Source organism: Amphritea balenae (genome assembly GCF_003858655.1).
Lineage (GTDB): Bacteria > Pseudomonadota > Gammaproteobacteria > Pseudomonadales > Balneatricaceae > Amphritea > Amphritea balenae.
In genome coordinates this window covers 1-25,894 of record NZ_RQXV01000010.1, presented here as the reverse complement: position 1 = coordinate 25,894, position 25,894 = coordinate 1, and the positions used below count along the sequence as shown (strand labels likewise).

The 25,894-nt window shown below is 46.3% G+C and carries 26 protein-coding genes; 14 read left to right on the top strand and 12 right to left on the bottom strand.

Annotation, left to right across the window (positions count from 1 at the left end; all coding sequences use genetic code 11):
• Window positions 1-25: 25 nt before the first annotated feature.
• Window positions 26-1,288 carry a cation:proton antiporter gene (locus tag EHS89_RS16200; RefSeq protein ID WP_124927216.1) on the top strand — a complete coding sequence of 421 codons (1,263 nt, stop codon included), beginning with the start codon at window positions 26-28 and terminating at the stop codon, window positions 1,286-1,288.
• Between the two features lie 24 nt (window positions 1,289-1,312).
• On the opposite strand, the gene EHS89_RS16195 is transcribed toward EHS89_RS16200, so the two are convergent.
• Together EHS89_RS16195 and EHS89_RS16190 are read right to left on the bottom strand one after the other, a co-directional pair.
• Entirely contained in the window at window positions 1,313-2,185 is an 873-nt protein-coding gene (locus EHS89_RS16195; RefSeq protein ID WP_229753784.1) for a helix-turn-helix domain-containing protein, read from the bottom strand.
• A 50-nt stretch (window positions 2,186-2,235) separates the two neighbouring features.
• Window positions 2,236-2,709 (bottom strand): carboxymuconolactone decarboxylase family protein, encoded by a 474-nt coding sequence (locus EHS89_RS16190; RefSeq protein WP_124927214.1) that lies wholly within the window; start codon window positions 2,707-2,709, stop codon window positions 2,236-2,238.
• Between the two features lie 314 nt (window positions 2,710-3,023).
• On the opposite strand from EHS89_RS16190, the gene EHS89_RS16185 reads away from it, so the two are divergent.
• A complete protein-coding gene (locus tag EHS89_RS16185; RefSeq protein ID WP_124927213.1) occupies window positions 3,024-4,313 on the top strand; it encodes an NAD(P)/FAD-dependent oxidoreductase in 1,290 nt (429 codons plus the stop codon).
• Between the two features lie 76 nt (window positions 4,314-4,389).
• Here EHS89_RS16185 and EHS89_RS16180 read toward each other — a convergent pair whose 3' ends face one another.
• Complete coding sequence (locus EHS89_RS16180; protein WP_124927212.1) at window positions 4,390-6,618, bottom strand: NADP-dependent isocitrate dehydrogenase; 2,229 nt, start codon at window positions 6,616-6,618, stop codon at window positions 4,390-4,392.
• 288 nt (window positions 6,619-6,906) lie between these two features.
• A complete protein-coding gene (locus tag EHS89_RS16175) occupies window positions 6,907-7,974 on the bottom strand; it encodes a 3-deoxy-7-phosphoheptulonate synthase (RefSeq protein WP_124927211.1) in 1,068 nt (355 codons plus the stop codon).
• Between the two features lie 334 nt (window positions 7,975-8,308).
• Here EHS89_RS16175 and dsbD point away from each other — a divergent pair, with 334 nt between their 5' ends.
• Together dsbD and EHS89_RS16165 are read left to right on the top strand one after the other, a co-directional pair.
• Window positions 8,309-10,168 carry a protein-disulfide reductase DsbD gene (gene dsbD / locus EHS89_RS16170; protein ID WP_124927210.1) on the top strand — a complete coding sequence of 620 codons (1,860 nt, stop codon included), beginning with the start codon at window positions 8,309-8,311 and terminating at the stop codon, window positions 10,166-10,168.
• Window positions 10,169-10,279: 111 nt separating this feature from the next.
• Window positions 10,280-10,612: a hypothetical protein gene (locus EHS89_RS16165; RefSeq protein WP_124927209.1), complete on the top strand. Its 333-nt coding sequence runs from the start codon at window positions 10,280-10,282 to the stop codon at window positions 10,610-10,612.
• A gap of 72 nt (window positions 10,613-10,684) precedes the next feature.
• Here EHS89_RS16165 and EHS89_RS16160 read toward each other — a convergent pair whose 3' ends face one another.
• The gene (locus EHS89_RS16160) at window positions 10,685-11,344 is read right to left on the bottom strand and encodes a CoA transferase subunit B (protein ID WP_124927208.1); all 660 of its coding nucleotides are present in this window, start codon (window positions 11,342-11,344) and stop codon (window positions 10,685-10,687) included.
• An 86-nt stretch (window positions 11,345-11,430) separates the two neighbouring features.
• Entirely contained in the window at window positions 11,431-12,132 is a 702-nt protein-coding gene (locus tag EHS89_RS16155) for a CoA transferase subunit A (protein WP_124927207.1), read from the bottom strand.
• Window positions 12,133-12,342: 210 nt separating this feature from the next.
• Here EHS89_RS16155 and EHS89_RS16150 point away from each other — a divergent pair, with 210 nt between their 5' ends.
• Window positions 12,343-13,257: a LysR family transcriptional regulator gene (locus EHS89_RS16150; protein WP_124927206.1), complete on the top strand. Its 915-nt coding sequence runs from the start codon at window positions 12,343-12,345 to the stop codon at window positions 13,255-13,257.
• A 78-nt stretch (window positions 13,258-13,335) separates the two neighbouring features.
• Here the strand turns inward: EHS89_RS16150 and EHS89_RS16145 are convergent, their stop codons facing one another.
• Both EHS89_RS16145 and EHS89_RS16140 read right to left on the bottom strand, forming a co-directional pair.
• Window positions 13,336-13,881: a hydrolase gene (locus EHS89_RS16145; RefSeq protein WP_124927205.1), complete on the bottom strand. Its 546-nt coding sequence runs from the start codon at window positions 13,879-13,881 to the stop codon at window positions 13,336-13,338.
• A gap of 282 nt (window positions 13,882-14,163) precedes the next feature.
• Entirely contained in the window at window positions 14,164-14,943 is a 780-nt protein-coding gene (locus EHS89_RS16140; RefSeq protein ID WP_124927204.1) for a Phenylacetic acid catabolic protein, read from the bottom strand.
• A gap of 293 nt (window positions 14,944-15,236) precedes the next feature.
• Here EHS89_RS16140 and EHS89_RS16135 point away from each other — a divergent pair, with 293 nt between their 5' ends.
• The 3 genes from EHS89_RS16135 to paaY all read left to right on the top strand — a co-directional run bounded on the left by EHS89_RS16135 (window position 15,237) and on the right by paaY (window position 18,722).
• Entirely contained in the window at window positions 15,237-15,683 is a 447-nt protein-coding gene (locus EHS89_RS16135) for a flavodoxin domain-containing protein (protein WP_124927086.1), read from the top strand.
• Window positions 15,684-16,065: 382 nt separating this feature from the next.
• On the top strand, window positions 16,066-17,733 hold the full coding sequence (gene paaN, locus EHS89_RS16130; RefSeq protein ID WP_124927085.1) for a phenylacetic acid degradation protein PaaN: 1,668 nt from the start codon (window positions 16,066-16,068) through the stop codon (window positions 17,731-17,733).
• 383 nt (window positions 17,734-18,116) lie between these two features.
• Window positions 18,117-18,722 carry a phenylacetic acid degradation protein PaaY gene (gene paaY, locus EHS89_RS16125; protein WP_124927203.1) on the top strand — a complete coding sequence of 202 codons (606 nt, stop codon included), beginning with the start codon at window positions 18,117-18,119 and terminating at the stop codon, window positions 18,720-18,722.
• A gap of 220 nt (window positions 18,723-18,942) precedes the next feature.
• Here the strand turns inward: paaY and EHS89_RS16120 are convergent, their stop codons facing one another.
• The 4 genes from EHS89_RS16120 to EHS89_RS16105 all read right to left on the bottom strand — a co-directional run bounded on the left by EHS89_RS16120 (window position 18,943) and on the right by EHS89_RS16105 (window position 21,849).
• Window positions 18,943-19,392 (bottom strand): hypothetical protein, encoded by a 450-nt coding sequence (locus EHS89_RS16120; RefSeq protein ID WP_124927202.1) that lies wholly within the window; start codon window positions 19,390-19,392, stop codon window positions 18,943-18,945.
• 47 nt (window positions 19,393-19,439) lie between these two features.
• Complete coding sequence (locus EHS89_RS16115) at window positions 19,440-19,871, bottom strand: hypothetical protein (RefSeq protein WP_124927201.1); 432 nt, start codon at window positions 19,869-19,871, stop codon at window positions 19,440-19,442.
• Window positions 19,872-20,174: 303 nt separating this feature from the next.
• Window positions 20,175-20,597 (bottom strand): hypothetical protein, encoded by a 423-nt coding sequence (locus EHS89_RS16110; protein WP_124927200.1) that lies wholly within the window; start codon window positions 20,595-20,597, stop codon window positions 20,175-20,177.
• 280 nt (window positions 20,598-20,877) lie between these two features.
• Window positions 20,878-21,849, bottom strand: coding sequence for an integron integrase (locus EHS89_RS16105; protein ID WP_124927199.1), 972 nt, complete (start codon window positions 21,847-21,849; stop codon window positions 20,878-20,880).
• A gap of 245 nt (window positions 21,850-22,094) precedes the next feature.
• Between EHS89_RS16105 and EHS89_RS16100 the strand changes: the two genes are divergently transcribed.
• The 6 genes from EHS89_RS16100 to EHS89_RS16075 all read left to right on the top strand — a co-directional run bounded on the left by EHS89_RS16100 (window position 22,095) and on the right by EHS89_RS16075 (window position 25,700).
• On the top strand, window positions 22,095-22,463 hold the full coding sequence (locus EHS89_RS16100; RefSeq protein WP_124927198.1) for a hypothetical protein: 369 nt from the start codon (window positions 22,095-22,097) through the stop codon (window positions 22,461-22,463).
• 71 nt (window positions 22,464-22,534) lie between these two features.
• Window positions 22,535-23,185: a hypothetical protein gene (locus EHS89_RS16095; RefSeq protein WP_124927197.1), complete on the top strand. Its 651-nt coding sequence runs from the start codon at window positions 22,535-22,537 to the stop codon at window positions 23,183-23,185.
• An 88-nt stretch (window positions 23,186-23,273) separates the two neighbouring features.
• Window positions 23,274-23,630 carry a hypothetical protein gene (locus tag EHS89_RS16090; RefSeq protein WP_124927196.1) on the top strand — a complete coding sequence of 119 codons (357 nt, stop codon included), beginning with the start codon at window positions 23,274-23,276 and terminating at the stop codon, window positions 23,628-23,630.
• A gap of 106 nt (window positions 23,631-23,736) precedes the next feature.
• Window positions 23,737-24,258: a hypothetical protein gene (locus EHS89_RS16085; protein WP_124927195.1), complete on the top strand. Its 522-nt coding sequence runs from the start codon at window positions 23,737-23,739 to the stop codon at window positions 24,256-24,258.
• A 72-nt stretch (window positions 24,259-24,330) separates the two neighbouring features.
• The gene (locus EHS89_RS16080) at window positions 24,331-24,705 is read left to right on the top strand and encodes a hypothetical protein (RefSeq protein WP_124927194.1); all 375 of its coding nucleotides are present in this window, start codon (window positions 24,331-24,333) and stop codon (window positions 24,703-24,705) included.
• A 455-nt stretch (window positions 24,706-25,160) separates the two neighbouring features.
• Window positions 25,161-25,700, top strand: a complete 540-nt coding sequence (locus EHS89_RS16075; protein ID WP_124927193.1) for a hypothetical protein — start codon at window positions 25,161-25,163, stop codon at window positions 25,698-25,700.
• The last annotated feature ends 194 nt before the right edge of the window (window positions 25,701-25,894 follow it).

The window sequence follows — 25,894 nt, the reverse complement described above, 5'->3', positions numbered from 1 at the left end:
CTTGAGCGCTTTCAGGTAGGTTGTAATGCATTCCATCGATTATCAGCTGGTTCTTGCCCTGACTTCAGGCTGTTTGTTTCTTCTGTTTGTGGCGACATTGCGCCACTACAGTAGGGATAGTTTTCTGCCTGCTGAGTCATGGTTATTATTAATCGGCGCGGGGTATGGCTACCTGCAAAGCCGTCATTTGCCTGAGCTGCCTCTGCTTGAACTAAGCCCCGAGCTGGTTATCTGGTTGTTGTTGCCAATTTTAATCTTTGCCAGTGGTCGGAATATATCGGCCCGTGCACTGACCCGTGAATGGGTGCCGGTATTCAGTTACGCCGTGTTTGGGGTAGTGCTTACCCTGTTTCTGATAGGTATTCCGTTATCATATTCGTTGCAGGTTCCACTACTGGATGGTTTATTTTTTGCCGCAGCAGTCGCAGCGACAGACCCCTCGGCAGTGGCGGCAATTTTTCAGCGTTTTTCTATACCCGAGCGACTCTCGATCATTCTGGAGGGTGAGTCGGTATTTAATGACAGTACCGCTATTGTGATCTTTGGCTTGATAGGAATGTTGGTCATCACCGGGCAAGAGCTTAAGTTAGGGGAGGCTTTAGGGGGATTTATCTGGTCAATTGCGGTTGCGATACCTTTTGGTCTGCTGCTGGGCTGGCTGGCGGGAAAGTTAGTTGCGCACTGGCATGAGCAAAACCGCTTTACCGGACTGACGGTCACTATTGTTATTGCCTATAGTGGTTATCTGATTGCAGAGAGCTTGTTGCACGTATCGGGGGTAATTACTGTGCTTTGCACATCACTGAGTTTTATTCGATTCCGGCAGTCTCAGGTTCAAGTGGAAACAGATAAGCTAGAGGCGGGTACTAATCATGGTAGTGTCAATAATCAGGAGTTCTTTATGGCCTTCTGGGAGTACCTTGAGCTGTTGGCCGGCAGTTTGTTGTTCTTTGCTCTGGGAGTTGCTGTTGGCGCCCATGAGTTCCCTGTGAGTTGGATAATACCCGGCGTGGTGCTAATCCTGCTCTATGCCCGAGCGGTTGTCGTATATGGTTTTGCGCTGTTGCTAAACCTGGGACCGCGAAAATTACCGAAAAGCTGGCAGCATGTGTTGATGTTGGGTGGGCTGCGAGGGGCGGTATCGGCTGCTTTGGTGCTGATGATTCCGCCAGATTATGAGTATCGAATACTGATGCTTTGTCTGGTGTTTGTGCTTTGTTTATATACGCTGGTGGTTCATCCGCTTCTGCTACGCTGGTATCTTCAGCAGGGTTCAGTTAACGAATAAGTTAGCATTTTATGGGATATAGAATTACTGGCTGTTGTTAATAACTTTCTTCATAAACTGGCCAGGACTGATACCGATAACGGACTTAAATTCACGGTTAAAGTGAGGTTGGTCATAATAGCCTGCCATCAGGGCTATATCGCTGAGGCTTGTGCTCTTAGTGTCGGTACGGTTTTGGCTTTGGGCGTGAATCAAAGTTCGACTGTTCCTTACCCTGAGAAGTTTGTTGTATTGCTTGGCGGACATGCCAACCTTGTTTTTAAAGCTTCTTTCCAGTTGACGCTGGCTGATTGAGCATTGTGCTGACAAGTCTGAAATAGTGGCTTGTCCCTGTTGTTGATTGAGCCAGCGGAGGGAGTAACTGATGCAATTCAGGTCGTGCTTAGTAAGTCTTAAGCGTCGGATCAGGTGTCGCTCAATAGCGGCTATCCTATTGATCAGAGCATCGGCGGAGTGCAACTGATCCATAACCTCTGTCAGTGGTATTGAATTAAATATGGATTCACTGGGCGCAATGTGAGTTTGGATTTCCGCCAGGGATTGTCGTAAAAAAGGGTAAGCCATTCCTGGATAAAACCGGATGCCGAAGGCATCAATGTTTCCGGTCAGGTTGAGGCGGGAGGTGTGTTGCGTCGGGCCGCTGAACAGGTAGGTGGAGTCGAAATTTTCACCATCCAGCCACCAGGCATCAGCAAAATTAAATACCAGTCCGGTGCCGCCATCAGGATGCAGGAAAAAGGCAGGTGCAGTGTCCTTTGCTGCTGATCGCTTAATACTCCAGTAACTTTGAATATACGGGCTAAGTTCTGGGCATGGCTGGAATTGCCGGAAGTTGATTTCACTGAGTTGGCTCATTAATAAACGGTACCATTCTTGTTCTACTTCACGCCAGTACATAAATGGCACTAATCTGTCGCCATTTATGTACATCTGTACCAGTTTTCTGATTATCTCTGATCGTTAACCTGATAGTTGCCCGCTTCAGTTGCAAAGCTGATTGCTATCCTGTTCCAGCTGTTGATGGTGGTTATAACCAGGGTAAGGTTTACCAGCTCTGTTTCACTGAAATGCTCACGGGTTTCCTGAAACAGCTGATTGCTGACAGCGCTATTGGAGATCAGGGTAACCGCCTCTGTATAGGTCAGGGCTGCGCGTTCCTGGGCGGAATAAAGGTTGCTCTCGTGCCACGCACTGAGCAGATAAAGTCGCTGTTCAGTTTCCCCTGCGTGACGTGCTTCTTTGGTGTGCATATCGATGCAATATGCGCAGCCATTAATCTGCGAAGCCCTTAGTTTTACTAATGTAATGAGTGTCCTGCTTAGCACGCCTTCGGTGCTGAGACTGTCGATATACTGTTCCAGGTTGAGTAGGTTTTGTAAGCCCTTCTGGGCAACTGCGAAATAGTTGATGCGCTCGGTCATGGTCTGGATTCCCTGTTAATTAGTTTGGAACCAGCTTAGCCGGGGTATGGCTGCCCGTATTGTATATATTCGACAGTTGTAGCTGGGCGTTTTGCATCCTGATACTTAACTTTCGACTAAAGTCTGTACCCAATGGGGTCTAATGTTTTATGCTCTTGGTTTATATAAACTTATTTTTTTCTGTGTTTTAGTTATAAATAGCCGCTTTTGGCGGTTTTTTATCTGAGATAGGTCAGGTTAGCGTTTTGTTCTAAGTCAGACTTTCTGAAGTAAGTATGCCGAACGCTAACCTGACATTATTTTGAGGATTGACCATGGAAACAATAGTAATCGTAGGAGGAGGAGCCGGCGGTCTTGAGCTTGCGACAAGGCTGGGACAAAAGCTGGGCAGGAAGAAAAGGGCCAAGATTATTCTGGTAGATAAAAATCGTACCCATATCTGGAAACCGTTACTGCATGAGGTAGCAACAGGTTCGTTGGATATTAATACCGATGGAGTGGTGTACCGGGCTCATTCCAGTTCGCACTTCTATCAGTTCCAACTTGGTACGATGGTGGGGCTGAGCCTGGCAGCTAAAACGATTCGGTTACAGGCTTTGTCCGATGAGCAGGGCAGGGAAGTATTACCTGAGCGTGAACTGGCCTATGACACGCTGGTAATGGCTGTCGGTAGTGTCAGCAATGATTTTGGTACGCCGGGTGTTGCTGAGCACAGTTTTTTTCTCGATTCCCATCTGCAGGCCGAACGGTTTCATCGTGCCTTGTTGAATCAGTTTATGCGGATCAATCAGCAGTCGTCTGCTGCTGAGCTGCGTCTGGCTATTGTGGGTGGCGGGGCTACTGGTGTTGAACTGGCAGCAGAGCTTAATCACGTTGCGGATCTGTTAAAAATATACGGTATGCCGGATATGTCTTCGCAGCGGCTTAAGATTGACTTGATTGAAGCGGGGCCACGGATTTTGCCGGCACTACCTGAGCGAATTGCCCAGGCTGCTAAGCGTGAACTGAATCGCCTTGGGGTGACTATTCATGAGCATATGCGGGTTACCAGTGCGGACGAGCAGGGGTTTATTGCCAATGACACTGAACGGGTGGCGGCAGACCTGATGGTATGGGCAGCAGGTGTAAAAGCCCCGGAATTTATTCAGCAGCTAAATCTGTTTGAAACCAATCGCAGTGGTCAGATTCTGGTGAAGGATACGTTGCAAAGCACAGTGGATGACTCGGTCTATGTGATTGGCGATTGCTGTGCTTGTCAGCAGGCTGATGGTAGCTGGGTGCCGCCGCGGGCTCAGTCCGCGCACCAGATGGCGACGCTGGTATTCAATAATATTATGCGCGCCCGGCAGGATAAGTCTCAGCAGGGTTATATTTATAGAGATCATGGCTCGTTGGTGAATTTGAGTAGATACAGTACAGTGGGCAGCCTGATGGGTAACCTTACCAAGGGCTCAATGTTTGTTGAAGGGCGTATTGCGCGCCTGGTGTACATCTCGCTGTACCGGATGCATCAGGTGGCCATTCATGGCTGGCTGAAGGCGGGGGCTGTGATGTTGGCGCAAAAAATCAGTAGCACGGTTAAACCGAAGATGAAGCTGCACTGATGTTTCTGAACTGATCTTTAAGCAATAAAAAGCCCGGAGCAGTGCCACTGCTCCGGGCTTTTTTTGTATCAGATGATTAAGCGTTCTGAGCAGCCAGGGCTGCGTTCAGAGTTGCGCTTGGGCGCATAACTTTTTTCACCATATCGCGGTTAGCGTGATAGTAACCATCCAGCTCGGCAGCTGTACCCTGAACTTCGCTCAGTTCTGCAACAATCTTAGCTTCGTTGTCAGTCAGAGTCTTAGCCAATGGTGCAAACTGAGCGGCCAGTTCGGCATCTTCAGTTTGAGCAGCAACAGCCTGTGCCCAGTACATACCCAGGTAGAAGTGGCTACCACGGTTGTCCAGTTCGCCGGTTTTACGTGAAGGAGATTTGTTCTCTTCCAGAAGCTTACCTGTTGCAGCATCCAGTGTCTTAGACAGGATAGCGGCGCGGCTGTTGTTTTGCTTGATACCCATATCTTCAAGCGATACAGCCAGTGCCATGAATTCACCCAGTGAATCCCAGCGCAGGTGGTTTTCTTCTTCAACCTGCTGTACGTGCTTAGGTGCAGAACCGCCAGCGCCAGTTTCGTACATACCGCCGCCTTTCAGCATAGGTACGATAGAAAGCATCTTAGCGGAAGTACCCAGCTCGATAATTGGGAACAGATCGGTCAGGTAGTCACGCAGTACGTTACCGGTTACAGAGATAGTATCGTTACCGTGGAACATGCGGTCCATGCTGTAGCGGATCGCCTGGTTGTAAGTCTTGATCAGGATTTCCAGACCGTCAGTGTCGTGCTCTTGCAGATACTTCTCAACTTTCTTGATCAGTTGAGCGTCGTGAGCACGCTTGTGGTCCAGCCAGAATACTGCAGGAGTATCGGACTGACGGGCACGGGTAACGGCCAGTTTAACCCAGTCGCGAACAGGCTCATCTTTGGTCTGGCAAGCACGCCAGATATCACCTTTCTCAACTTCGTGCTGCATCAGAACAGTACCGTCTGCTGCTACAACGCGCATGGTGCCGGCTTCAGTCTCAAAAGTCTTATCGTGAGAACCGTACTCTTCAGCTTTTTTCGCCATCAGGCCGACGTTAGGTACAGTACCGATATTGGTCGGATCGAATGCACCGTTAGTCTTACAGTAGTTGATCATCTCCTGATAGATGCGAGCATAAGTAGACTCAGGCATTACCGCCTTAGTATCTTTAGGCTTACCATCAGGGCCCCACATCTTACCGCCGTTACGGATCATTGCAGGCATAGATGCATCAACGATTACATCGGAAGGTACGTGCAGGTTGGTGATGCCTTTAACGGAATCTACCATCGCCATTTCAGGACGGTGCTCGTGACATGCGTGGATCGCTTCTTCGATCTCTTCACGCTTAGAACGTGGCAGGCTGGCAATCTTGTCGTAAACGCTACCGATACCGTTGTTCGGGTTAACGCCCAACTGGTCAAACAGCTCGCCGTACTGATCAAACAGCTCTTTATAGAATACGGTTACCGCGTGGCCGAAAACGATCGGGTGGGAAACCTTCATCATGGTTGCTTTAACGTGCAGAGACCACATAACGCCAGTTTCTTTAGCGTCGTTCATAGACTCTTCGAAGAAATCACGCAGCGCCTGGCAGCTCATGTTCATGCTGTCGAGAATCTCGCCTTTCTCCAGGCTGAGTTCTTTTTTAACTTCAACGTTGCCTGCAGGATCTACGAATTCGATGCGAACGTCGCCGGCATCTTCCATAGTGATAGACTGCTCGCTGGAGAAGAAATCACCGCCGCGCATGTAATCAGCGTGGGTGCGGGAAGCCTTGCTCCACTTACCCATAGAGTGTGGGAATTTACGTACGAAGGCTTTAACTGCGCCAGGTGCACGACGGTCTGAGTTACCTTCACGCAGTACCGGGTTTACAGCACTACCAAGGATTTTGCCGTAGCGAGTCTGAATTTCAGTTTCAGCATCAGTTTTAGGGGCTTCTGGGTAGTCAGGGATATCGTAACCCTGCGCTTGTAATTCAGCGATACAGGCTTTCAGCTGCGGAATAGATGCAGAGATGTTTGGCAGCTTAACGATGTTCGCATTTGGATCCTGAGTTAGCTCACCCAGGAACGACAGACCATCTTCAACGTTCTGGTCAGCGCTTAGATTTTCGGGGAATGCTGACAGCACGCGTCCTGCAAGAGAGATGTCGCTAATCTTAACGTCGATGCCCGCAGCACTTGTAAATGTTCTAACGATAGGTAGAAGAGAACAGGTTGCCAGTGATGGTGCTTCGTCGGTAAGGGTGTAGTAAATAGTTTGATTATTTGTAGTCATTTTATCCCCTTTTGTTTCGGCTGGTAGCCAGAGGCTTAGTAGAGCAGCTTGTGGCTACACCTACATTTCGCACTTAAGCCTATGGATTATAATTTTTCCGCGCGCGCATTATACGTCAAAATACTACCAAAACTGAAGGGGAGTCACGGATTAAGCGGGGTATTGTCGACTAAATGATAGTACGAATGTAGTTTTATTACCGCAGCGCAGCAAAAGGCGCTTTGCATTGTCGACAGGCAGATACGAAAAAGGGGCCGATAGGGCCCCTTTGAAAAAGTTGTTGGCGACTTAGCGAGTTGCCAGAACCGGCTTGAGCTTTTCATGCATACCCAGCAATGTCTTCTCGGTGGCTTCCCAGTCGATACAGGCATCAGTGATTGATACACCGTATTGTAAATCTTCTGGGTTTTCAGTCATTTTCTGATTACCCCAGCCAAGATTACTCTCAACCATCAGACCCACAATGGATTTATTGCCATCGATAATCTGGTTAGTGACGTTTTCCATAACCAATGGCTGCAGGGCAGGATCTTTATTAGAGTTTGCATGGCTGCAGTCGATCATGATGTTCTTGTTCAGGCCTGCTTTATCTAGCGCCTGTTCGCACAGAGCTACGTTGACTGAGTCATAGTTTGGCTTACCGTTACCACCGCGTAATACGACATGACCGTATTTGTTGCCTTTGGTCTTAACGATAGAGCATTGGCCTTCTTCATTAATACCCAGGAAGTTGTGCGGATGAAACACTGATTCCAGAGCGTTAATTGCAACAGTAAGACCACCATCAGTACCGTTTTTGAAGCCAACAGCGCCGGACAGGCCGCTGGACATTTCACGGTGGGTTTGTGATTCAGTGGTGCGGGCTCCAATCGCAGACCATGCGATCAGGTCCTGCAAATACTGTGGTGAGATTGGGTCCAGTGCTTCGGTTGCTAATGGCAGTCCCGCTTCTGCAAGGTTCAGCAATAGCTCACGACCGATATGAAGACCTTCTTCAATTTCAAAAGAGTCATTCATATGGGGATCGTTAATCAGGCCTTTCCAGCCAACCGTCGTACGAGGCTTCTCAAAATAGACGCGCATGACCAGATAGAGTGTGTCTTGTACTTTGGCAGAAAGTTCTTTCAGTCGCTGACCATATTCAATAGCCGCTTCAGTATCGTGAATAGAACAAGGGCCTACAACAACGAATAACCGCTTATCTTCGCCTTTAAGAATGTTCTTAATAACCTGGCGACCTTCCATAACTGATGCTGCAGCAGCTTCAGACAGTGGCAGTTTCTGTTTCAGCTCACCTGGGGTTAGCAGTACTGTATTACTCTCTACATTGAGATTTTCGACTCGTTTATCTGACATCTTCTTTCCTATAGCGTCAGCGACAGATGCTTGTCGCAACGCAGGTTAGCGCGTAGTTACTTATAAAGTTCCATAAAGGATACTCTTTTTAACACATATGAAGGGCAGGGTTAAGTGCTGCATGGCAGCATGAGGTGATACAATCGTCGTAAATCTATTGACCTTTAATATATCTAAAGGTTATTAATATATATCTATAAGTTTCGTGGTGATTTTTTTTGCCATCAGATCGAACTACAACGCCGGTATATTGTCCATTGGCAAACAGATCTGACTTATAAATTAAGGGCTTACCGTGTTGTCAGTAATAAAAGACTTAACAGTTCGATGGTTGATGCAAATATTTGCGCTGATATTGCTTATATCTGCGCAGGTTACCCATGCGGGCTTGTTTGATAATGCCAATCCGTTTGCCAGTCAGGACGGACCTTTACCGGTTGAAGAGGCGTTTGTATTTGGTTCTGAGCAGGACGGCGGTAAGCTAAAGCTGGTCTGGACTATACCGAATGACTATTATCTCTACCGTGACAAGATAGAGCTATCCCATACGCCGGAGCTTATTGAAGCTGATCGACGTTATTCTGTAGCTGAGCAAAAACAGGATCCGTTGTTCGGTCAGGTCTGGGTTTATCATAATCAGGCCATTGTCGAGTTAGATTACAACAGCGCTACTGAACTGCCGGCAGATTATGCGCTGACAGTTAATTACCAGGGCTGCTGGGATGGGGGTATTTGTTACCCGCCGGTAACTAAAACAATTAATCTGTCTCAGGTACCGGTTAAATCAGCTGCGCTGATCAGTTCTCCTGTTAAAAATACGCCTGCTAGCGTAGCTGATAATAGTGCTTCTGCTGCACCCCAATCTGTTACTACAACCCCGATCTCATTACAGAGTGAGCAAGACCAGTTTGCTGCGTTGATTTCAGGTAGTAGTTTATTGCTCACATTAGGCGCTTTCTTTGTCGCTGGTCTGGCACTGGCGTTGACACCCTGTGTCTTCCCAATGATCCCTATACTATCGAGTATTATTGCAGGGCAGGGGCACAGAACGACCGCTAAACACGGTTTTCTGCTTTCACTGGTGTATGTGCTGTCAGTGTCAGTAACCTATACCGCTGCAGGCGTGTTTGCGGGTTTGTTTGGTGAAAATTTACAAGCCGCTTTCCAGAACGTTTGGATTATCAGCTTTTTCAGTCTGATCTTTGTACTGCTGTCCCTTTCAATGTTTGGTTTTTATGAGTTACAGCTGCCCAATAGCTGGCAGAGCCGGCTTAATAAGATAAGTAACCATCAAAAGGGTGGTACGGTGATGGGTGTTGCGGTGATGGGCTTGCTGTCAGCGCTGATCGTCGGGCCTTGCATGGCTGCCCCCCTGGCAGGTGCTCTGATCTACATTGGCCAGACCGGTGATCCGCTTCTTGGCGGTGCGGCGCTGTTTACCCTGAGCCTGGGTATGGGCGTGCCTTTACTTATTGTTGGTGCTTCAGCAGGTAAGCTGCTACCTAAGGCTGGTGCCTGGATGGACAGTGTTAAATCCGGTTTTGGTGTGATGATGCTGTTACTCGCAGTATGGATGCTGGATCGAATTATTTCAGACAGTATCGCGCTGTTACTTTATGCGGTTATTTTGTTGGTCTCTGCTGTACATATGAAAGCGCTCGACCGGTTAAAAGATGATGCTGTTGGCTGGCGTTATTTCTGGAAAGGCATAGGTGTTGTACTGTTACTTTACGGCGGCACATTGTTTATCGGCGGCCTGACAGGTGGTACCAGTCTTTTACAGCCTTTGAAAGGGTTTAACGCAGGTAGCTCGGTTCAGGCCGATGCATCAAAGATGGCGTTTGTTACGGTGACAAACGAGCCGCAACTTAATCAGTTACTCAGTGAAGCTAAGGCGAAGGGCCAGCCGGTAATGTTAGATTTCTATGCTGACTGGTGTATCTCTTGCGTTGAGCTGGATCTGGTGACTTTTGCGGATAGCTCGGTACAGCGTTCACTGGATAGCTTTCTCAGAGTTAAGGTCGATGTTACCGCCAATGATGCAGCGGCTAAACAATTAAATGAAACATACAGCGTTATCGGGCCACCGGCGCTTATCTTTTTTGATAAAGCGGGCCAGTTGAAACCGAATATGACGTTGATCGGAGTCATCGATCCTGATGTATTTGTGAATCATGTTGCTTTACTGAATTAAGGACCTGCGAACAAGCTCTATACGTTTCTTCGCAGGTTCCTGACAGGGAGTGTTGTCTGGCAGTCTTATTCTGCTTATCTTCCTGATAATAAGAACCTCAAGGAGGAATGTATGAAAAATGCTGTGCTTGCTGCTACAGCCCTGATGCTGATGGCGGGGCCTTTGTTGGCGGTTGATGCCGATAGCGGCAAAGAACTTTACGATGATGTTCAGATTGAACGGGATTATCAAGGTGAACATCGTACCGATATTAGCTGTGAAACCTGTCACGATACTGCATTTTACGAACGCAGTGACCGTAAGGTAACAACTTACGCTAAGCTCGAGGCTCAGGTCGAAGGTTGTAATACTAACCTTGATGTGGGCTGGTTCCCGGAAGATGTTGCCGATGTCGCCGCTTATATGAACCGGGAATATTATAAGTTTGCTAAGTCCGCTGAATAAAGAATTACATTTATAAAAAAACGCGTCTAATAAGACGCGTTTTTTATTTGTAAGCTGATCTGGCTTTTGCTTTTAAGCAAAAGTCATTTCAGGTACGTGATCAGGTACGATCAGTTTTCCTTCAGTCTTCTCGATGATCTCTTCAACCGAGACGCCCGGTGCACGCTCTTTCAGGTGGAATGCACCATCGGCAATTTCAAGGTAAGCCAGGTCAGTCAGAACTTTCTTGATGCAGCCCTGGCCGGTTAGAGGCAGAGAGCAGTTGGTCAGCAGCTTAGACTCGCCATGCTTAGATGCATGGGTCATAGTGACGATAATGTTGTCAGCGCCGGCAACCAGGTCCATCGCGCCGCCCATACCTTTGATCAGCTTACCCGGAATCATCCACGAAGCGATATTGCCGTTTACGTCACATTCGAATGCACCAAGGACGGTCAGATCTACATGACCACCGCGGATCATAGCGAATGATTCAGCCGATGAGAAAATAGATGCGCCGGTTACAGCCGTTACTGTTTGCTTACCTGCGTTAATCATATCGGCATCGATTTCATCTTCGGTAGGAAACTGGCCCATACCTAAAAGACCGTTTTCCGATTGCAGCATTACTTCCATACCTTCAGGGATGAAGTTTGCTACCAGGGTAGGGATACCGATTCCCAGATTTACATAAAAGCCATCTTGTAGTTCGCGGGCTACACGTTGTGCCATCTGTTCACGAGAGAGTGCCATTGTCTTTCCTCTGTTCCTCAATAGCCGTCAGCCAGGGACCGCTATTTGAAAAATTAGTGTTTGTTGCCGTTAAATGAAATTCAGTATCAGCCCTGACGCACGGTGCGTTGCTCGATACGTTTCTCAAAGGTGCCCTTAATTACGCGGTTAACGTAGATTCCAGGGGTCTGAATCTCTGTTGGACTCAGTTCACCAGGCTCGACAATTTCTTCTACTTCAACAACCGTGATTTTACCGGCGGTCGCAGCCATCGGGTTAAAGTTCTGCGCTGTATCACGGTAGATAACGTTACCGTATGTATCGGCTTTCCAGCCTTTTACTATGGCAAAATCACCGGTGATGGATTCTTCCATAATGTAATTACGGCCATTGAATTCACGTACTTCTTTACCTTCGCCTACGGGCGTGCCGTAGCCGGTAGCCGTGAAAAATGCAGGGATACCCGCACCGCCTGCACGCATTTTTTCAGCAAGTGTGCCTTGTGGTGTCAGTTCTACTTCCAGTTCGCCTGCCAGTAACTGTTTTTCAAACAGCGCGTTTTCACCCACGTAGGAGGAGATCATCTTCTTAATCTGACGATCAACCAGCAGCACGCCCAGACCGAAATCGTCTACACCGCAGTTATTGGATACAAAGGTCAGCTCTCTGGTGCCTTTCTTCTTGATTTCCGCGATCAGATTCTCAGGGATACCACAGAGACCAAAGCCGCCCGCGATTACCGTCATGCCATCTTCCAGACCGGCCATCGCTTCTTCGTAGCTGTTTACAACTTTGTTGAAACCCGACATTTTGCCACTCCACTTTTGCTTTTATTCTTAGGAACCGTTGCTGTGCAGCAGATCCCCTTGTTATAGGGCGGTATCTGGGGGGACTGTTCTGAGACCAGAACACCAGATACCTGTTTAAAGAGTTATCTAAGTCTCATATACTGCGTATTATTTATCAAATTTAATGATTTAAAGTATTTATTTACTTTCTTTATAAGTGTTGGGGCTTGCATGGTAAATATCACACTAAAACAGCTGCGAGCCTTTGTAGCAGTAGCACGTACACAAAGTTTTACAGAAGCTTGTGTGCAGGTTCATCTGTCGCAACCGGCACTAAGTATTGCGATAAAAAATCTTGAAGAGGAGGTAGGAGGGGCGCTTTTCAGTCGAACAACCCGGGCCATGGCACTCACGCCGGAAGGTGAAGAGTTTTATCCGGTTGCGCAAAAAATGTTGCACGAGTGGGATGCGGCGCTGGATGATCTTCAACAGCGATTTGCACTGAATCGTGGTCGTGTTGTACTGGCAACCATGCCTTCCTTTGCAAGTAGCCTGTTACCTAAGATTATCGGCGATTATCGTAATCTGTATCCCAATGTCAGCGTTACTATAAACGATGTTATTGCGGAAGATGTTGTCGATATGGTGCGCAATGGCGTGGTGGAAGTTGGCATAACCTTTGATCCGGGGCGCTCTGAAGATCTGGCCTTCACCCCATTATTTGATGATCGTTTTGTTGCGGTTATTCATCCCCAGCATCAGCTAGCGACACGGGAATCTATCCCCTGGCAGGCGTTACTTAAAGATGACTTTATCGCGCTGCAGCGTCCTTCCAGTATCCGCTTGTTGATTGAAAATAAATTACGTCAATTAGGGATGCAGGTAGCGCCAGAGTTTGAAACTCATCAGTTAGCCACTATCGGACGGATGGTGGCGACCGGGTTGGGCGTCAGCGCCGTGCCTTCACTGTGTATACAGCAGATGCGGGAGTTAGGTGCGGAGTGCCGGGAGCTAGTTACGCCGATCATGTCCCGGCCGGTTGGTATCGTTACCCGTAAACGCTATCCGCTTTCAACCGCCGCCAAAAGCCTGGTCGATATTATCGAAAGTTCAGCGGAGTCGTTATCTGACCAGATAAGTTTGTAGGTTTGGCTCAGCACTTAACACTTAAAATCCAGAATAAAAAAAGAGCCATTAAGGCTCTTTTATCAACTCAAAATCGGCTTAACGCAGATAGTTCATACTGAATTCTTTGAATTCAGGCGTGCCCGATTGTTGCATCCATTCAAAGCCGACCATCTCTTTAGTCACTATATGGATGCCGCAATGACGCATCCGCTCCAGTGCCATCGCTTTATCCTCTGGGTTGCGGGATGAAACACAGTCGGCAACCACATAAACTTCACGCGCTTGCTGTTTTAACTGAATAGCCGTTTGCAGAACGCAGACATGGGCCTCCATACCGACGATGATGACCTGGTTCGGGCGAATACTGTTAATCTTCTCATTGCAGGAAGGATCAGACATACAGGAGAAGTGAAGTTTCTCCATATAACCGTCGTCAGGCAATACATCCCGTAGCTGTTCCACTGTTCGGCCTAGCCCCTGAGGATACTGCTCCGAAGTTAATACAGGTACGCCAGCCAGTTTAGCGACCTCAGCCAGCCAGCGAGTATTGGCAATCAGAGCTTCATTTTCATGTACCGCCGGAACCAGTTTTTCCTGGATATCAACGACCAGCAGGCAAGAGGAATTTGGGTAAATAAGCATAAACAATCTCCGCTACGACAGGGCTTACCAGAAAAGCTTATTTAGCAGAGCTTTTCTTACTAATGAATTATCGGGCATCAGAATATACCCAGATCAGTTGATTGGCTATCTCTGTAAAAGGCTCAAATGTGTTTTTCGGGGCGCTAATGCAATCAGAAATAAAAAATGGCAGACCAGGGGTCTGCCAAAAGGGCATGTTTTTAACTGATTTGTGAAGATCGCATTAAAAACCAAGTGAAACTTTTTATCCCGGCTCGTTTTCAAGGGCCAGGAGCTGGGCGTTCAGGCTGGCGTTTCCAGACCCAGTCGACCCAATATATCGTTAACTTGTCCTTCCCAGGCCGCCTGACGCTCGTCGTTGGCTTGCTTCATCAGGCCAAACTGTTTGAAGCGAGCAGTATGCTCAGAGTCAGATCGGCCAAAGGTGGCTGCTACTCGCGGATACCAATACTCAACGGCTGCTTGTGCTGCGGCTAAACCATCATGATCAATGGCGTCCTGCAGACCTTTTTCACCGATCTCAATATGAGACTGTTCTGACTTAACAATGTCGGTCATCGCTGCTGCTAGTGGTGCGTATGATGCGTGGCGCAGTTCGCCCAGCTGCACTACAGAGGCGGTACCCATCAGCATGTTCAGCACTAATGCATCTACCCAGCCCTCAATAGGGTAGTGAAAGACGTTCAGGCGCTTATCGCCACCAATACGACGATTACCCAGGTCGATGGTACGATCCAGACGGGAAGACCATGCATGTGAAGAGACATACAGGCGAGGTTCAACGTTAAACTCTTTTAACAGATCAAGAACCTTCTCGGCATGATCAAAACGATCAGCAACAATCTGAGCTGCGTTACGTCGTTCACGTAAGCCCGGTCCGAAGTTGATCATATTGGCAAAACCGGCGGCGCCGGCCAGCTGAGAATCAACAAATACCACCATCAGGCGCAGCAGTTCAGAACGGTAGCCAGCAGGCAGTGTTTCACCTTGCTGAATTTTATCTCCCTTGCTTATACGCTCGATCAGATCATTTTCCAGTAGAGCTTTGTCGTCCATCGCCATAGAAGCCTCTCTATTATTTGCAGAGCATTCAGATGCTTAAACAAGTGCAGCATCCAGAGTTAATTATCTGTCTGTTCAATGGTCAGATACAGACTGCTTACTTTAATGTTTATTAGATTAACGCAAAAACATAAAGAGATACAATACAAATGATAATAATTGCTCTTTCCGTATCACTTTGTTTGGTGTATCGTTGGTTTTAATAAGCAAGATACCCTATGTCTTAATACAGTAAGCCTTAAGCAAGATACTGCATCGATTAAGACCCTTAGAATAATAGTGTGAGAGGAATTATGGCTGATATCGCTATCCTGGTAGGAACTGAATCCGGCAATGCCCAGATGGTTGCAGATACCCTGAGTGATGAGCTGGGTATGGATCATGATGTAGTAGTTCATGAAGAGCCGGAAGCCGATGAACTGGATCTGGCCAGCCGTGAAATTCTGATTATTTGCTGCTCTACCCACGGTGATGGTGAGCTGCCGGATAACATTATCCCTCTGCATGATGCACTGAAAGAGGGCGATATGGACCTCTCTCATATCAAATACGGTATCGTGGCGTTAGGTGATCAGACCTATCATCAGACCTTCTGTCAGGCCGGTAAAGATATGGATGCGGTGTTTGCTGCCCGTGGTGCCGTTCGTGTAGGTGAGCGGTTAGAGATCGATGCCTGTACGCAGCCGCTGCCAGATGAGGATGCATTGGACTGGGCTAAAGAGTTCATGTCAGAACTATAAGAATACTGTTTAAGCTATTGCGCTGGCGGATACCGCGTCAAAAATCAGCTTAATCTGCTCAGCGACAGTTTACTGTCACAACGTCCAAAGGGCGGCCCTTTAGGGTGAGCAACGCGAATACTTACAGTCGTAAGCTCCGCTATCAAGCTAATTTTATTCCTTGTCTACGCTGCGCTCATAACGCTTAAACAGCATTCTTTACTTTAATTAAAGCTACTGCGCTCGGTTATAACGCTTTAAGATTTTGATGTGAACCTAAAGCCTAGTGCTATATATTACGATACAAATAGATAACCAAATACAGTGAGGCTGTGTCATCGACACGGCCTTTTGCTTAAAAAGAAACCCGTTAGCAGGTTTCAAAACGGAAAAGAGAACTATTATGAGCCAGTCATTGTTTGAGCAGCATCAGGATACGTTACAAGGTGCACTGAAAGCGATCCGTACCCGTGATTACTGGAGCCCGTACCCGGAAAGCCCGAGCCCGCGCAAGTACGGCGAGACCGCCGATAAAGATGGTCAGGCAGCGTTTAAAGCGCACCTGAATGGCTCATTTGAACTGAAGATGCCGGGTATCACCGGTGAAGCGGGTAGCGAAGTCTCTCCGTACGGTTTTGATCTGGGCGTAAAATACCCGACAGTTGATATCGATGTGTTGCTGCCGGCGATGAAAGACGCACAGAAAGCATGGCGTGATATCGGTGTTGATGCCCGTGCAGGGATCTGCCTTGAGATTCTGAAGCGGATTAACGCCCGTAGCTTTGAAATCGGTTACGGTGTTATGCACACGTCCGGTCAGGGCTTTATGATGGCTTTCCAGGCCGGTGGCCCACACGCTCAGGACCGTGGTCTTGAAGCGGTTGCTTACGGCTACGAAGCAATGACCAGCGCACCGGGTGCTGCTACCTGGACTAAGCCCCAGGGCAAGCATGATCCACTGGTACTGGATAAGAAATTTACCGTTGTAGGTCGTGGTGTGGGTCTGGTGATTGGTTGTTCAACTTTCCCAACCTGGAACACTTACCCGGGTATGTTCGCATCACTGGTTACCGGTAACCCGGTTGTGGTTAAACCGCATCCAGCGGGTATCCTGCCAGCAGCGATCTCTATCCAGATTGCACAAGAGGTATTAGAAGAGCAGGGCTTGCCGCCGCACATCGTATCGATGGTTATCGATGCCGATCCGGCGCAGCCATGCACTAAAGAGCTGGCTCAGCACGCAGCCGTTAAGCTGATCGACTTTACCGGTAATACCGCCTTCGGTGACTGGCTGGAGCAGAACTGCCCACAAGCTCAGGTGTATACCGAGAAAGCCGGTGTAAACACCATTATTGTCGACTCCACTGACAACTTTAAGGGCATGATTCAGAATCTGTCCTTCACTCTGAGCCTGTATTCCGGCCAGATGTGTACCACGCCGCAGGATATCTTCATCCCGGCCGGTGGTATCGAGACAGATCAGGGCCACAAGAGCTTTGATGATGTAGCGAGCGCACTGGCAACCGGTCTGGACAAGTTCCTGTCTGATCCGGAACGTGCTGGTATGGTCTTAGGTTGTATCCAGGCAGAAGTGACCGACAAGCGTATCGACAACGCGAAAGCGCTGGGTACAGTGGTACGTGATTCTGACCGTCCGGTGAACCCGTGGTTCAAAGAGGCGCGCATGCGTAGCCCGCTGATCCTGAGCATCGATGCAGATAAAGAAGATACCTACATGGAAGAGTTGTTCGGCCCGATCACTTTCCTGATCAAGACCGACAGCACTAACCACTCTGTAGAGCTGGCACATAAGGCGGTTAGCAACCACGGTGCGATCACCATGGGTTGTTACACCACGACTGATGCGGTGCTGGATCAGATCGAAGAAGCGGCACTGGATTGCGGTGTTGCCCTGTCGAGCAACCTGACCGGCGGTGTCTTCGTGAACCAGAGCGCAGCGTTTAGTGATTTCCATGCGACGGGCTGTAACCCGGCGGCGAATGCTTGTTTGTCGGATCTGGCATACGTGGCGAATCGGTTCAGGGTAATCCAGTCACGTAAGCACGCCTGATAAACTATTGCGCTTGCTTATGCGGCGTTGAAAGCTGATTTGACTGGCTTTGCCAGAACGCACTTTTAGTGCGGCCCGAAGGGGGAGCGGAGCGAATACATGCTCACTTACACATGTAAGCTCCGCTGTCTCATCAGCTTTCGCCTTGCCTAAGTTACGCTCATTACGTTTATCTATTTTAGCTACAGTGCTTCGTTAACGAAGCGTTTGTAGTGTTAGGCTAGTTATACGAAATAAGGGTATTCCTGTATATTAAAATCAGCTAAAGTACAGGCTGAAGCAGAGTTACCTGATTATTGAAATCAAGATTATGAAAGGGAGCTTCGGCTCCTTTTTTTGTGGCAATTTTAATGGGATTGCCAACTGGCTATAGGGAACAGAAAATGAAAGTCTATTCGATCGATGGCATTACGCCGGTAGTAGATCCTACCGCATTCGTACACCCAACCGCCGTGCTGATCGGTGATGTGATTGTCGGTCCCGATTGTTATATCGGTCCTGCGGCCTGTTTGCGCGGTGATTTTGGTCGTTTGGAACTGAAGCGTGGTGCAAACCTGCAGGATACCTGTGTTATGCACGCTTTTCCCGGTACCGATACCGTAGTAGAAGAGGACGGCCATATCGGCCACGGTGCAGTGTTGCACGGTTGTGTAATCGGCAAAAACGCACTGGTCGGTATGAACTCAGTCATTATGGATGGCGCAGTGATAGGTGAATCTTCAATTGTTGCGGCGATGTCATTCGTTAAAGCAAAAATGGAAGTAGCACCGCGAACCCTGGTTGCAGGTTCACCGGCGAAGATTATTAAAGAGCTGACCGATAAAGAGGTCGACTGGAAGTCTGCTGGCACCCGTCAGTACCAGAATCTGGCCGTTCGCAGTATGACGACTATGCAGGAGGTTGATGCTTTGACTGAAGTAGAAGCTGATCGTCCTCGATTGCAGGTTGGAATGGAAGGGGTTATTCCGAAGTATAAATCTGACAAATAGCCAGAACAAAAGCAACGCTTTTGAGTGGATAGAACTCCGCTATGCGACTTGCTAGAACGTACTCCGTGCTTACTAGTGGTTAGAAAAATCGGAAAAGCCTTCTTAATATGCATTGAGAAGGTTTTTTTTGTTTAGGGGGTTATTGTTGCTTCGTAAGATTGAAGGGGTAACAGTGTTCTGATTTTGATTAGCAGCTTCTGGTTAGTGCTTCTCTTGATTGTTACGTGTATAGGTTAACTTCGGGAGTGACTCCGGCTAACTGAAATTTGTCTAAGAATTTCAGGGCACTATCTAATGTATCCGTCGATAGGCTTTTTGATTTCGCAAATTCAATCTGGCTTTGTAATGAATCGAACATATTAAATTGTTCATTCATGACTGAGTCGGTTTTAGTAGCGGTTCGCAAGTTGCCGTTTTCATTTACCAGTATCATTGATTGCGCCAGAAAGAACATTCCAAGTTCAGTTTCACCGGCGCGAGCTAAAGCATCACCTAAAGCGGCGGCATCATTTCGACTCATATTCTTAGGGTCTATAGTTGATGCCAACTCTCGTGTGGATGGCCTTTCTTGCGTGGACGGTAAAGATTGCTCTTCACTGGCAGGAAGGCTGTAAGCAGTTTTACGCGCTTGAGTGGTCAGGACTGAGAACGATGTGCTATTAATTTGCATTTGATACCTCTTCATAATGCTGTTCACTTAACAACAAGCTGCACAGGTTATACTCGAATGTTAATCGGCGGTTGTGGCCTGTAACCGTGCATTTGCTCAAATATGTCAGCTTCTGTCGGGCCTGTTCCGCTAGGGAAGGTGTTGATATCCAGCGCAGCGCCATATTTACTTTTTAGCGCTGCAACCACTTCATACTGGCTTGAACCTGGTTGAACAAGTCGTCCATCGCTGTTCTTAAAGAAAGTTTGAAAACCATTTTCGCCAAACGTCGCAACAATCTCGCCCTGCAATTTAACTACGGTACTTTGCGGGGTGTTAATCTGTTTTTCCCACAGTCCAAGCGACATCTGCGGCTTTTCATTTAGCTTAGGAACGTTGAGTAAGGCTTGGAGATTATCCGTTAATTCAATCGGGCCCTCTGGTGGGGTAACCAGGCGTACATTTGGATTACTGATGGGGATAGGTCCTGTTATTGGCATTTCTAAATCCTGATCGGCAATGGTTTTGTTTTCCTTTCCATTTTTATAAGCGATATTTGTGCCAGATTAGAATTGTGATAGCCGTTATAGGGGCACAGGGAGGGGGGGGCAGAAAGGTATATTCATTTGAAGGCAGCAGCTTGCCTTATAGGCGGCAGAGATATTCCTCTGCAAAAGAGCTATGAGGTGTTGGAGCACGCTTCGAGCTTGCTAGTTGTAGTGATTAGGAAAATTAAAAAAGCCTTCTTCAGTACTATCTGAAGAAGGCTTTTTTGTTAGTACAATATAGAAGAGGGTTTTGACTCAGTACCGTTCAGGCTGAGGTTTGGTGCCGAAGTTGAGTAATGCCCAAAAGCTCAGGCCAACCATGAAACCACAGAAAGAGAATAGCTGAAAAGTGGTGTAGAAACCGGTAGAGCCGGTCACTTCAGCTGCAGGCCAGATCAACAGCATTGGGATATCGGCAACAAAGATTCCGCCAAGCGTCAGGCTGAAGAAGTTAACCTTTTTCTTTTTCAGAATCAGACGATAAAAGCGGTAGCCGATGAAAAACATATACAAGTAAGCCACCGGAATACTGGCAAAAGCGACCCCTAAAAAATAGCCGATAAAGGTTAGAATACCGGCATCCATGTTGAAACCGGAAATATCGGCAAAGTAAGCGTAAATGGTGAACGCAAACGGCGTTATCAGCGGGGAAAGGGCCAGAGCTTTACTATCGTTCATTATTCATGTCTTCTTTGTCAGGCTTCTGTCGTCAGAGCTTTTCTATAAGCGCATCTATAAAATTAAAACACATATTACCTGAAGGGGGATACGCTGTCGTTGCTCTTAAGAGGTACTCCCTCTAATGAACGCTGATTAGACGGCGACAGGTATCCTTGCCGGACGTAGCTTCGTCGATTTTCTAGTTGTTCGAGTAAATGTAATAGCCTTCTTTCCATACCTGGGGCCATGTCTAGAGTATCAGGTCCTTCGTAAAGGGCAGGCTTGAATTGTTTTTACCTTATAGTTCATTAAGAGGGCTGATAACGGCTTTGCCACTGCGGTTTAATACGTGGGTATAAATTTCTGTTGTTCGTACATCCGAGTGTCCCAACTGCTCCTGAACTGTTCTTATATCCGCGCCACGTTCTAGTAAGTGTGTTGCGAAGCTATGCCGTAGGCTATGGCAGGATGCAGGTTTTTGAATTCCTGACTTTAATAGTGCTCGCTTTACTGCGCGTTGTAGTGACTGGTCATAGATGTGGTGGCGTCGAATCTTGTTGTTATCTCGTGGATCTGATGTTCGTTTGGAGGCTGGAAACAGGTATTGCCATGCAAATTCAAATGGCGCGCTGGGGTATTTGCGGGCGAGGGCGTTAGGTAGATAAACACCCTCCCAGCTCTGAGCATTTTTATCTTCTTGCCAATATAAACGTGCCTGGGCAATCTGCCGTCGTAATGCGGGGACGCAGCTCTCGGCGAGTGTTGTAATACGTTGTTTATGGCCTTTGCCGTCAAATACAAATATAGATAACCTCTCAATATCGAGATCCTTAATTCTGAGTCTGCATACTTCCATTAACCTGAGTCCAGAACCATACATTAACTGAGCGCAAAGGGCATAATCGCCGTTAAGTTGTGCCAACAGTAACCTGATCTCATTTCTGGATAGAACAACCGGTAATTTCTTAGGTTTACTGGCGCGCTTAAAGTCCTCCAGCTGCAGTTCTTTCTCATCCCGGCCTAAGAAACGTTTATAAAGGTACATTAAAGCGTTAAGAGCTGTTTTCTGGGTGCTTGGCGTAACATTTCGCTCAACTGCCAGGTATTCAAGAAAACGGACAATATCATATTTGTCTAATGTGTCAGGGTGAGCCAGCTGATTGAAACGAATGAAATATAAGATCCAGTAGATATAGGTTTTTTCAGTGCGTTTGCTGTAGTGCCGGGCACGCATGTGATCACGCAGTGCCTGAATAAATGGGGAAGACATAGCATATCCTTATGCTGTGTTTATATACAGTATTTAATGAAAGGATAGTTTGTGTAAGGATATACGTCAATTTGATGTTTTTCCCACAAACATCGCAATGCAATAAGCAAGGGAAAGCTTATGAATTTCAACGAATTATCACTTCTTTCAAATAAGTCCATTTCGGAGTTATACGTCAAATTGACGCGTTATAACACGTCAATCTGACGTATATTTAGCTGTTATGTGTCCGTGAAGGATTATCAATGAAAAATGAAGCAGATGTCTTTGGAAAGCTCGTGATGGAGAAATTGCGAGATGTATCAATCGAACTAAGCGAAGGTATAGTTGAGTCTAGATACGAGTCTCCTGGACATAAGGAGATACAGAACGAGATTCAGAGTTTATCGACAAAACAAAAAGAGATATTTTTAAAATGCGTAATCTACTGCGTGGATGGCGGCATAAACGATTTCGTTTTCAACCTAGATAAAGAACTGCGCCAGTCTGGCGGAATAGACATGTTGATTGACTCCAAGAATCTAAAAGATCTTTCACCTAGTTTGTCTCAGGAACTATATGGAGAGGGGGGTTGGCAAAAGAGGCATAGCAAGTATGGCAGCCAAGACACATAACAAACGCATGCAGTCGGACGTGGCCTACGGCCACGCCGCTGATGCGGGGCGTTAGCCCTAAAAGGAGTTTCATGGATCTTCATTGGAGTAGTCAAAGAGATATAGCAAATAGCAAAATTGTTAAGAGTTCTGCGTTCTGGCTTATTATTGTTCCATTAACTGCAAAAATGCTGGATGAACTAGATGGTACAATTTCAATGACAATTTTCGGTGGCAATTTTAAACTTATTACGTCATTACCTTTCTCTTGGCAATTGTTATTTTTTGCGGCCGTATTTTTTACTATAGCAGGTATTATTTATTCAGTATTTTGTCCTGATATCATAAAAAAATATTCAAACTTCTCAGAGTTTGAAAGTGATGGGAAAACTAGGATGCAAATAAACCACGCATTTAAAAAAGTAACGTGGGACTACAAAAATTCAAAGCCTAAAGCGGAATATATTCCATTCCTTGTTACCTACTTTAATTCATATTCAAATATCTCTGAAACAACAGTAATTAATGATGAGACTATCGAAGAAAATGCAAAAAAACTATTTGACGATATTGCATCAAATAAAGGTAAAAACAGTAACGCATTTTACTTTGTTCATGAAGTTTCGGACAAGCATAGACAAAAGCTGATATGGACTTCATTGGCTTTTTATATTCTTGGATTTTGCCATATTGCTGTAATTGCTATAGAGAATATTGCATTTGTCGTTAAGTCAATGGGCTAACAAGGCAAATCACACGGATGTCAAAACCGCCGCTTCGCTCTGGTTTTGCTACCAGTGTTTGCGGCGTTATGTATCTATGGAGTTTTAAATGAAGGGAATTCTAACACTTGTTCTACTATTACTATCACCACTTTTAATCGCTGCTGATGAAGACAGCGGCATCCAATTCTTTGTTGAAGGCTATCAGGCCACATTTTGCGAAAATGATTTTTTTATGAATTGTGCACAGCTGAATATGATGAGCTGTAAAGAAAAGGTCTTTATTGCTGTATCACAGTGCGACCATGCAGTTCTGTTATCCGAGGGCAGTGATGCGCGTAAGCTTGCACAAGCTACTATTGAATATGGTGCATGCATCAATAGATCCCTTGTAAAAGAATTAAGTCTTGATAGGTCGAAATATGAGTCGTGCGTCAAGCCAGCATTGAATAGCTTTCAGAAATGATGATGCCAATTAAATGTATCAATAGATATATAACAAGAAAAGTCAGCAGGACTCGCTACACGAGCCTCTGCTTTGAGCGTTAGCTGTCAAATAGGAACTCCAGTGAATGCCAGATTTTAAATGGTCCTGTAAATTTTGTTCATATGTGAACTTGCCTGGCATTGATAAGTGTTCGGAGTGCGGATTATCAGCATATGCTAGCGCTGAGGATATTGAGCTTCATGCCATACCGGGTGCCTATGAGAAGAATAAAACGATTAAAAAATACCAAGATGCCATAGTGCCTTTTATATTTCTTCCCGGCCTTGTTGCTACATATATTGTAAAAGGTCAGTTAGAAATCTTAGCAGTAGTAATGCTTCTACTAATTGTTTTGCTTTATAGAAATTCTGCCTTTCTTGCACATGCTATGAAATATAAATGGGTATTGGTGACTTTCTGTTTGTGGTTCCTCTCATTGTTTATCCTTATGTACATTCGGCGTGAGTATGTACCGATATGGGGTGATGGAGCAGGATATATTGCACTACTCTCAGTACTCGTAAATGCTTATGGTTTTTTATATTTATTCAAGAGCAAAAGAGGCAAGGAGCTATATAGTGCTTACTATGAAACAGCTAACAAGTAACAGCAGCAGATCGTCGCTGCGCGCCTCCAGCTGTGTTAGGCGTTATGAGCCCACAATTTTCGGAGAATATTTATGGCAGGTATAGCTGAGATATTTCTTGGCCCTCTACAGGGGCTTCTAAGTACGCTACAAAGTGAAAGACACTACAAAGATAAGAATACTGACGAGGCATTGCTGGCTATAAAATCTGCACTACTACAAACGAAAAAGCATATTGAACTGGGCGGTCATGAAAGAGACCGAGCAAAAGAATATGAACTAGCAGAGCTCTGGAGCGAAGCATCGATCAAAGCTAGGAGAGCAAATATCCCGTTTGCCGACGCTCTAAACGAAAAATCACGCTACTGGGAAGATCAAGAGGTTTGGGAGGAAGACCAAGCAATTGCAAAGGGTATTAAATTTTCGCAAATTGAAGGTCAGCTAGATGAATTGCTATCCAGCTCATAACAAGCAAAGACAGCATCGCCCTGCGGGCTGGACGCGCTAAAGCGCGCCGCTGCTTTGGGCGTTATGAATTAGGGAGAGTAATTGAGAGTGCGTAGAAAACTGTTAGCTTCAACAAGCATTTTATTTTTCATTTGTAGTTACATTTATTTTTTGTACATCGCGGGGCCTGTCTACACCCCAGAAGCTGAACTTAATTACTTTGTTGAAACGATCTATGCGGTAGCAGTGCCTCTTTTGCTTTCCGCTGCTTTTGCGCTCTTGTTATGGCTTATTAAGCGAGGTTCATATACTAAGTACCTAAGCAACTTCATTACGGCATTCTTTAGTATTGGTATAGTTGTTCTGCTATTTATTACTTTCCTAATCGTAGAGACTACTGCATGAAAGTTCATAACAAGGCGCACAAGCAAGGACGCAGCAAGCTGCGCCGCTTTGCTTGGCGTTAGGCTTATAAAATGAATACCCCACAATACAATGTACAGGGGCAATTAATAGAGTTTAGTGAGGATGATGTTCGGCCTGATGGAACACTTGTCATTGATGTTGTAAGAGACATATACCGGCCAACACAAAACTGGCTAGCTAGGTCAGAAAATATGGTAATACCTGACATTGTTACTGCGGAAGGTGGTCAGGTATTGGCGGGTGGTATACGTTTACCAGTCACAGTAATAATTAGTAGCTGGAGAATAAGACCGCCTAATAATTGCACAAATATTGAATTACGTGGCAACATTATTACAGAAGACGGAACATCTGCATTTGTTCAAACAGAATCGGGACATGATGTAAGTGTATACGAGGCTACCAAAAGATTAAAAGGCGGTCTTACTAAATGGAATATCATAAGTTTAATATTATTGGCAATAGCGGAAGTAATAGTTTGTGCCTGGATAATTAATGATCCAAAAGAATACGAACCATATACTGCATTTTGTCTTGTTCTTGTTACTTTTATTCAAATTGCAAGCCAGTCTAGGCATAAAGAAGCCTAACAAGGCGTTTAAATCGCTGTGCAAAAAACGCACAGCTCGGACGAGCAAAAAGCGGCTCGCCGTTTAACTGGGCGTTAGGAATCATATGGATATTTACCAACCACCCAAAAGTAGCCTTTTGGTAGGCAAAAAAGACTACTGGAGATCACTATGGTTGCTTATTCCTATCAACATATATTTGTGGTGGAAGTTAT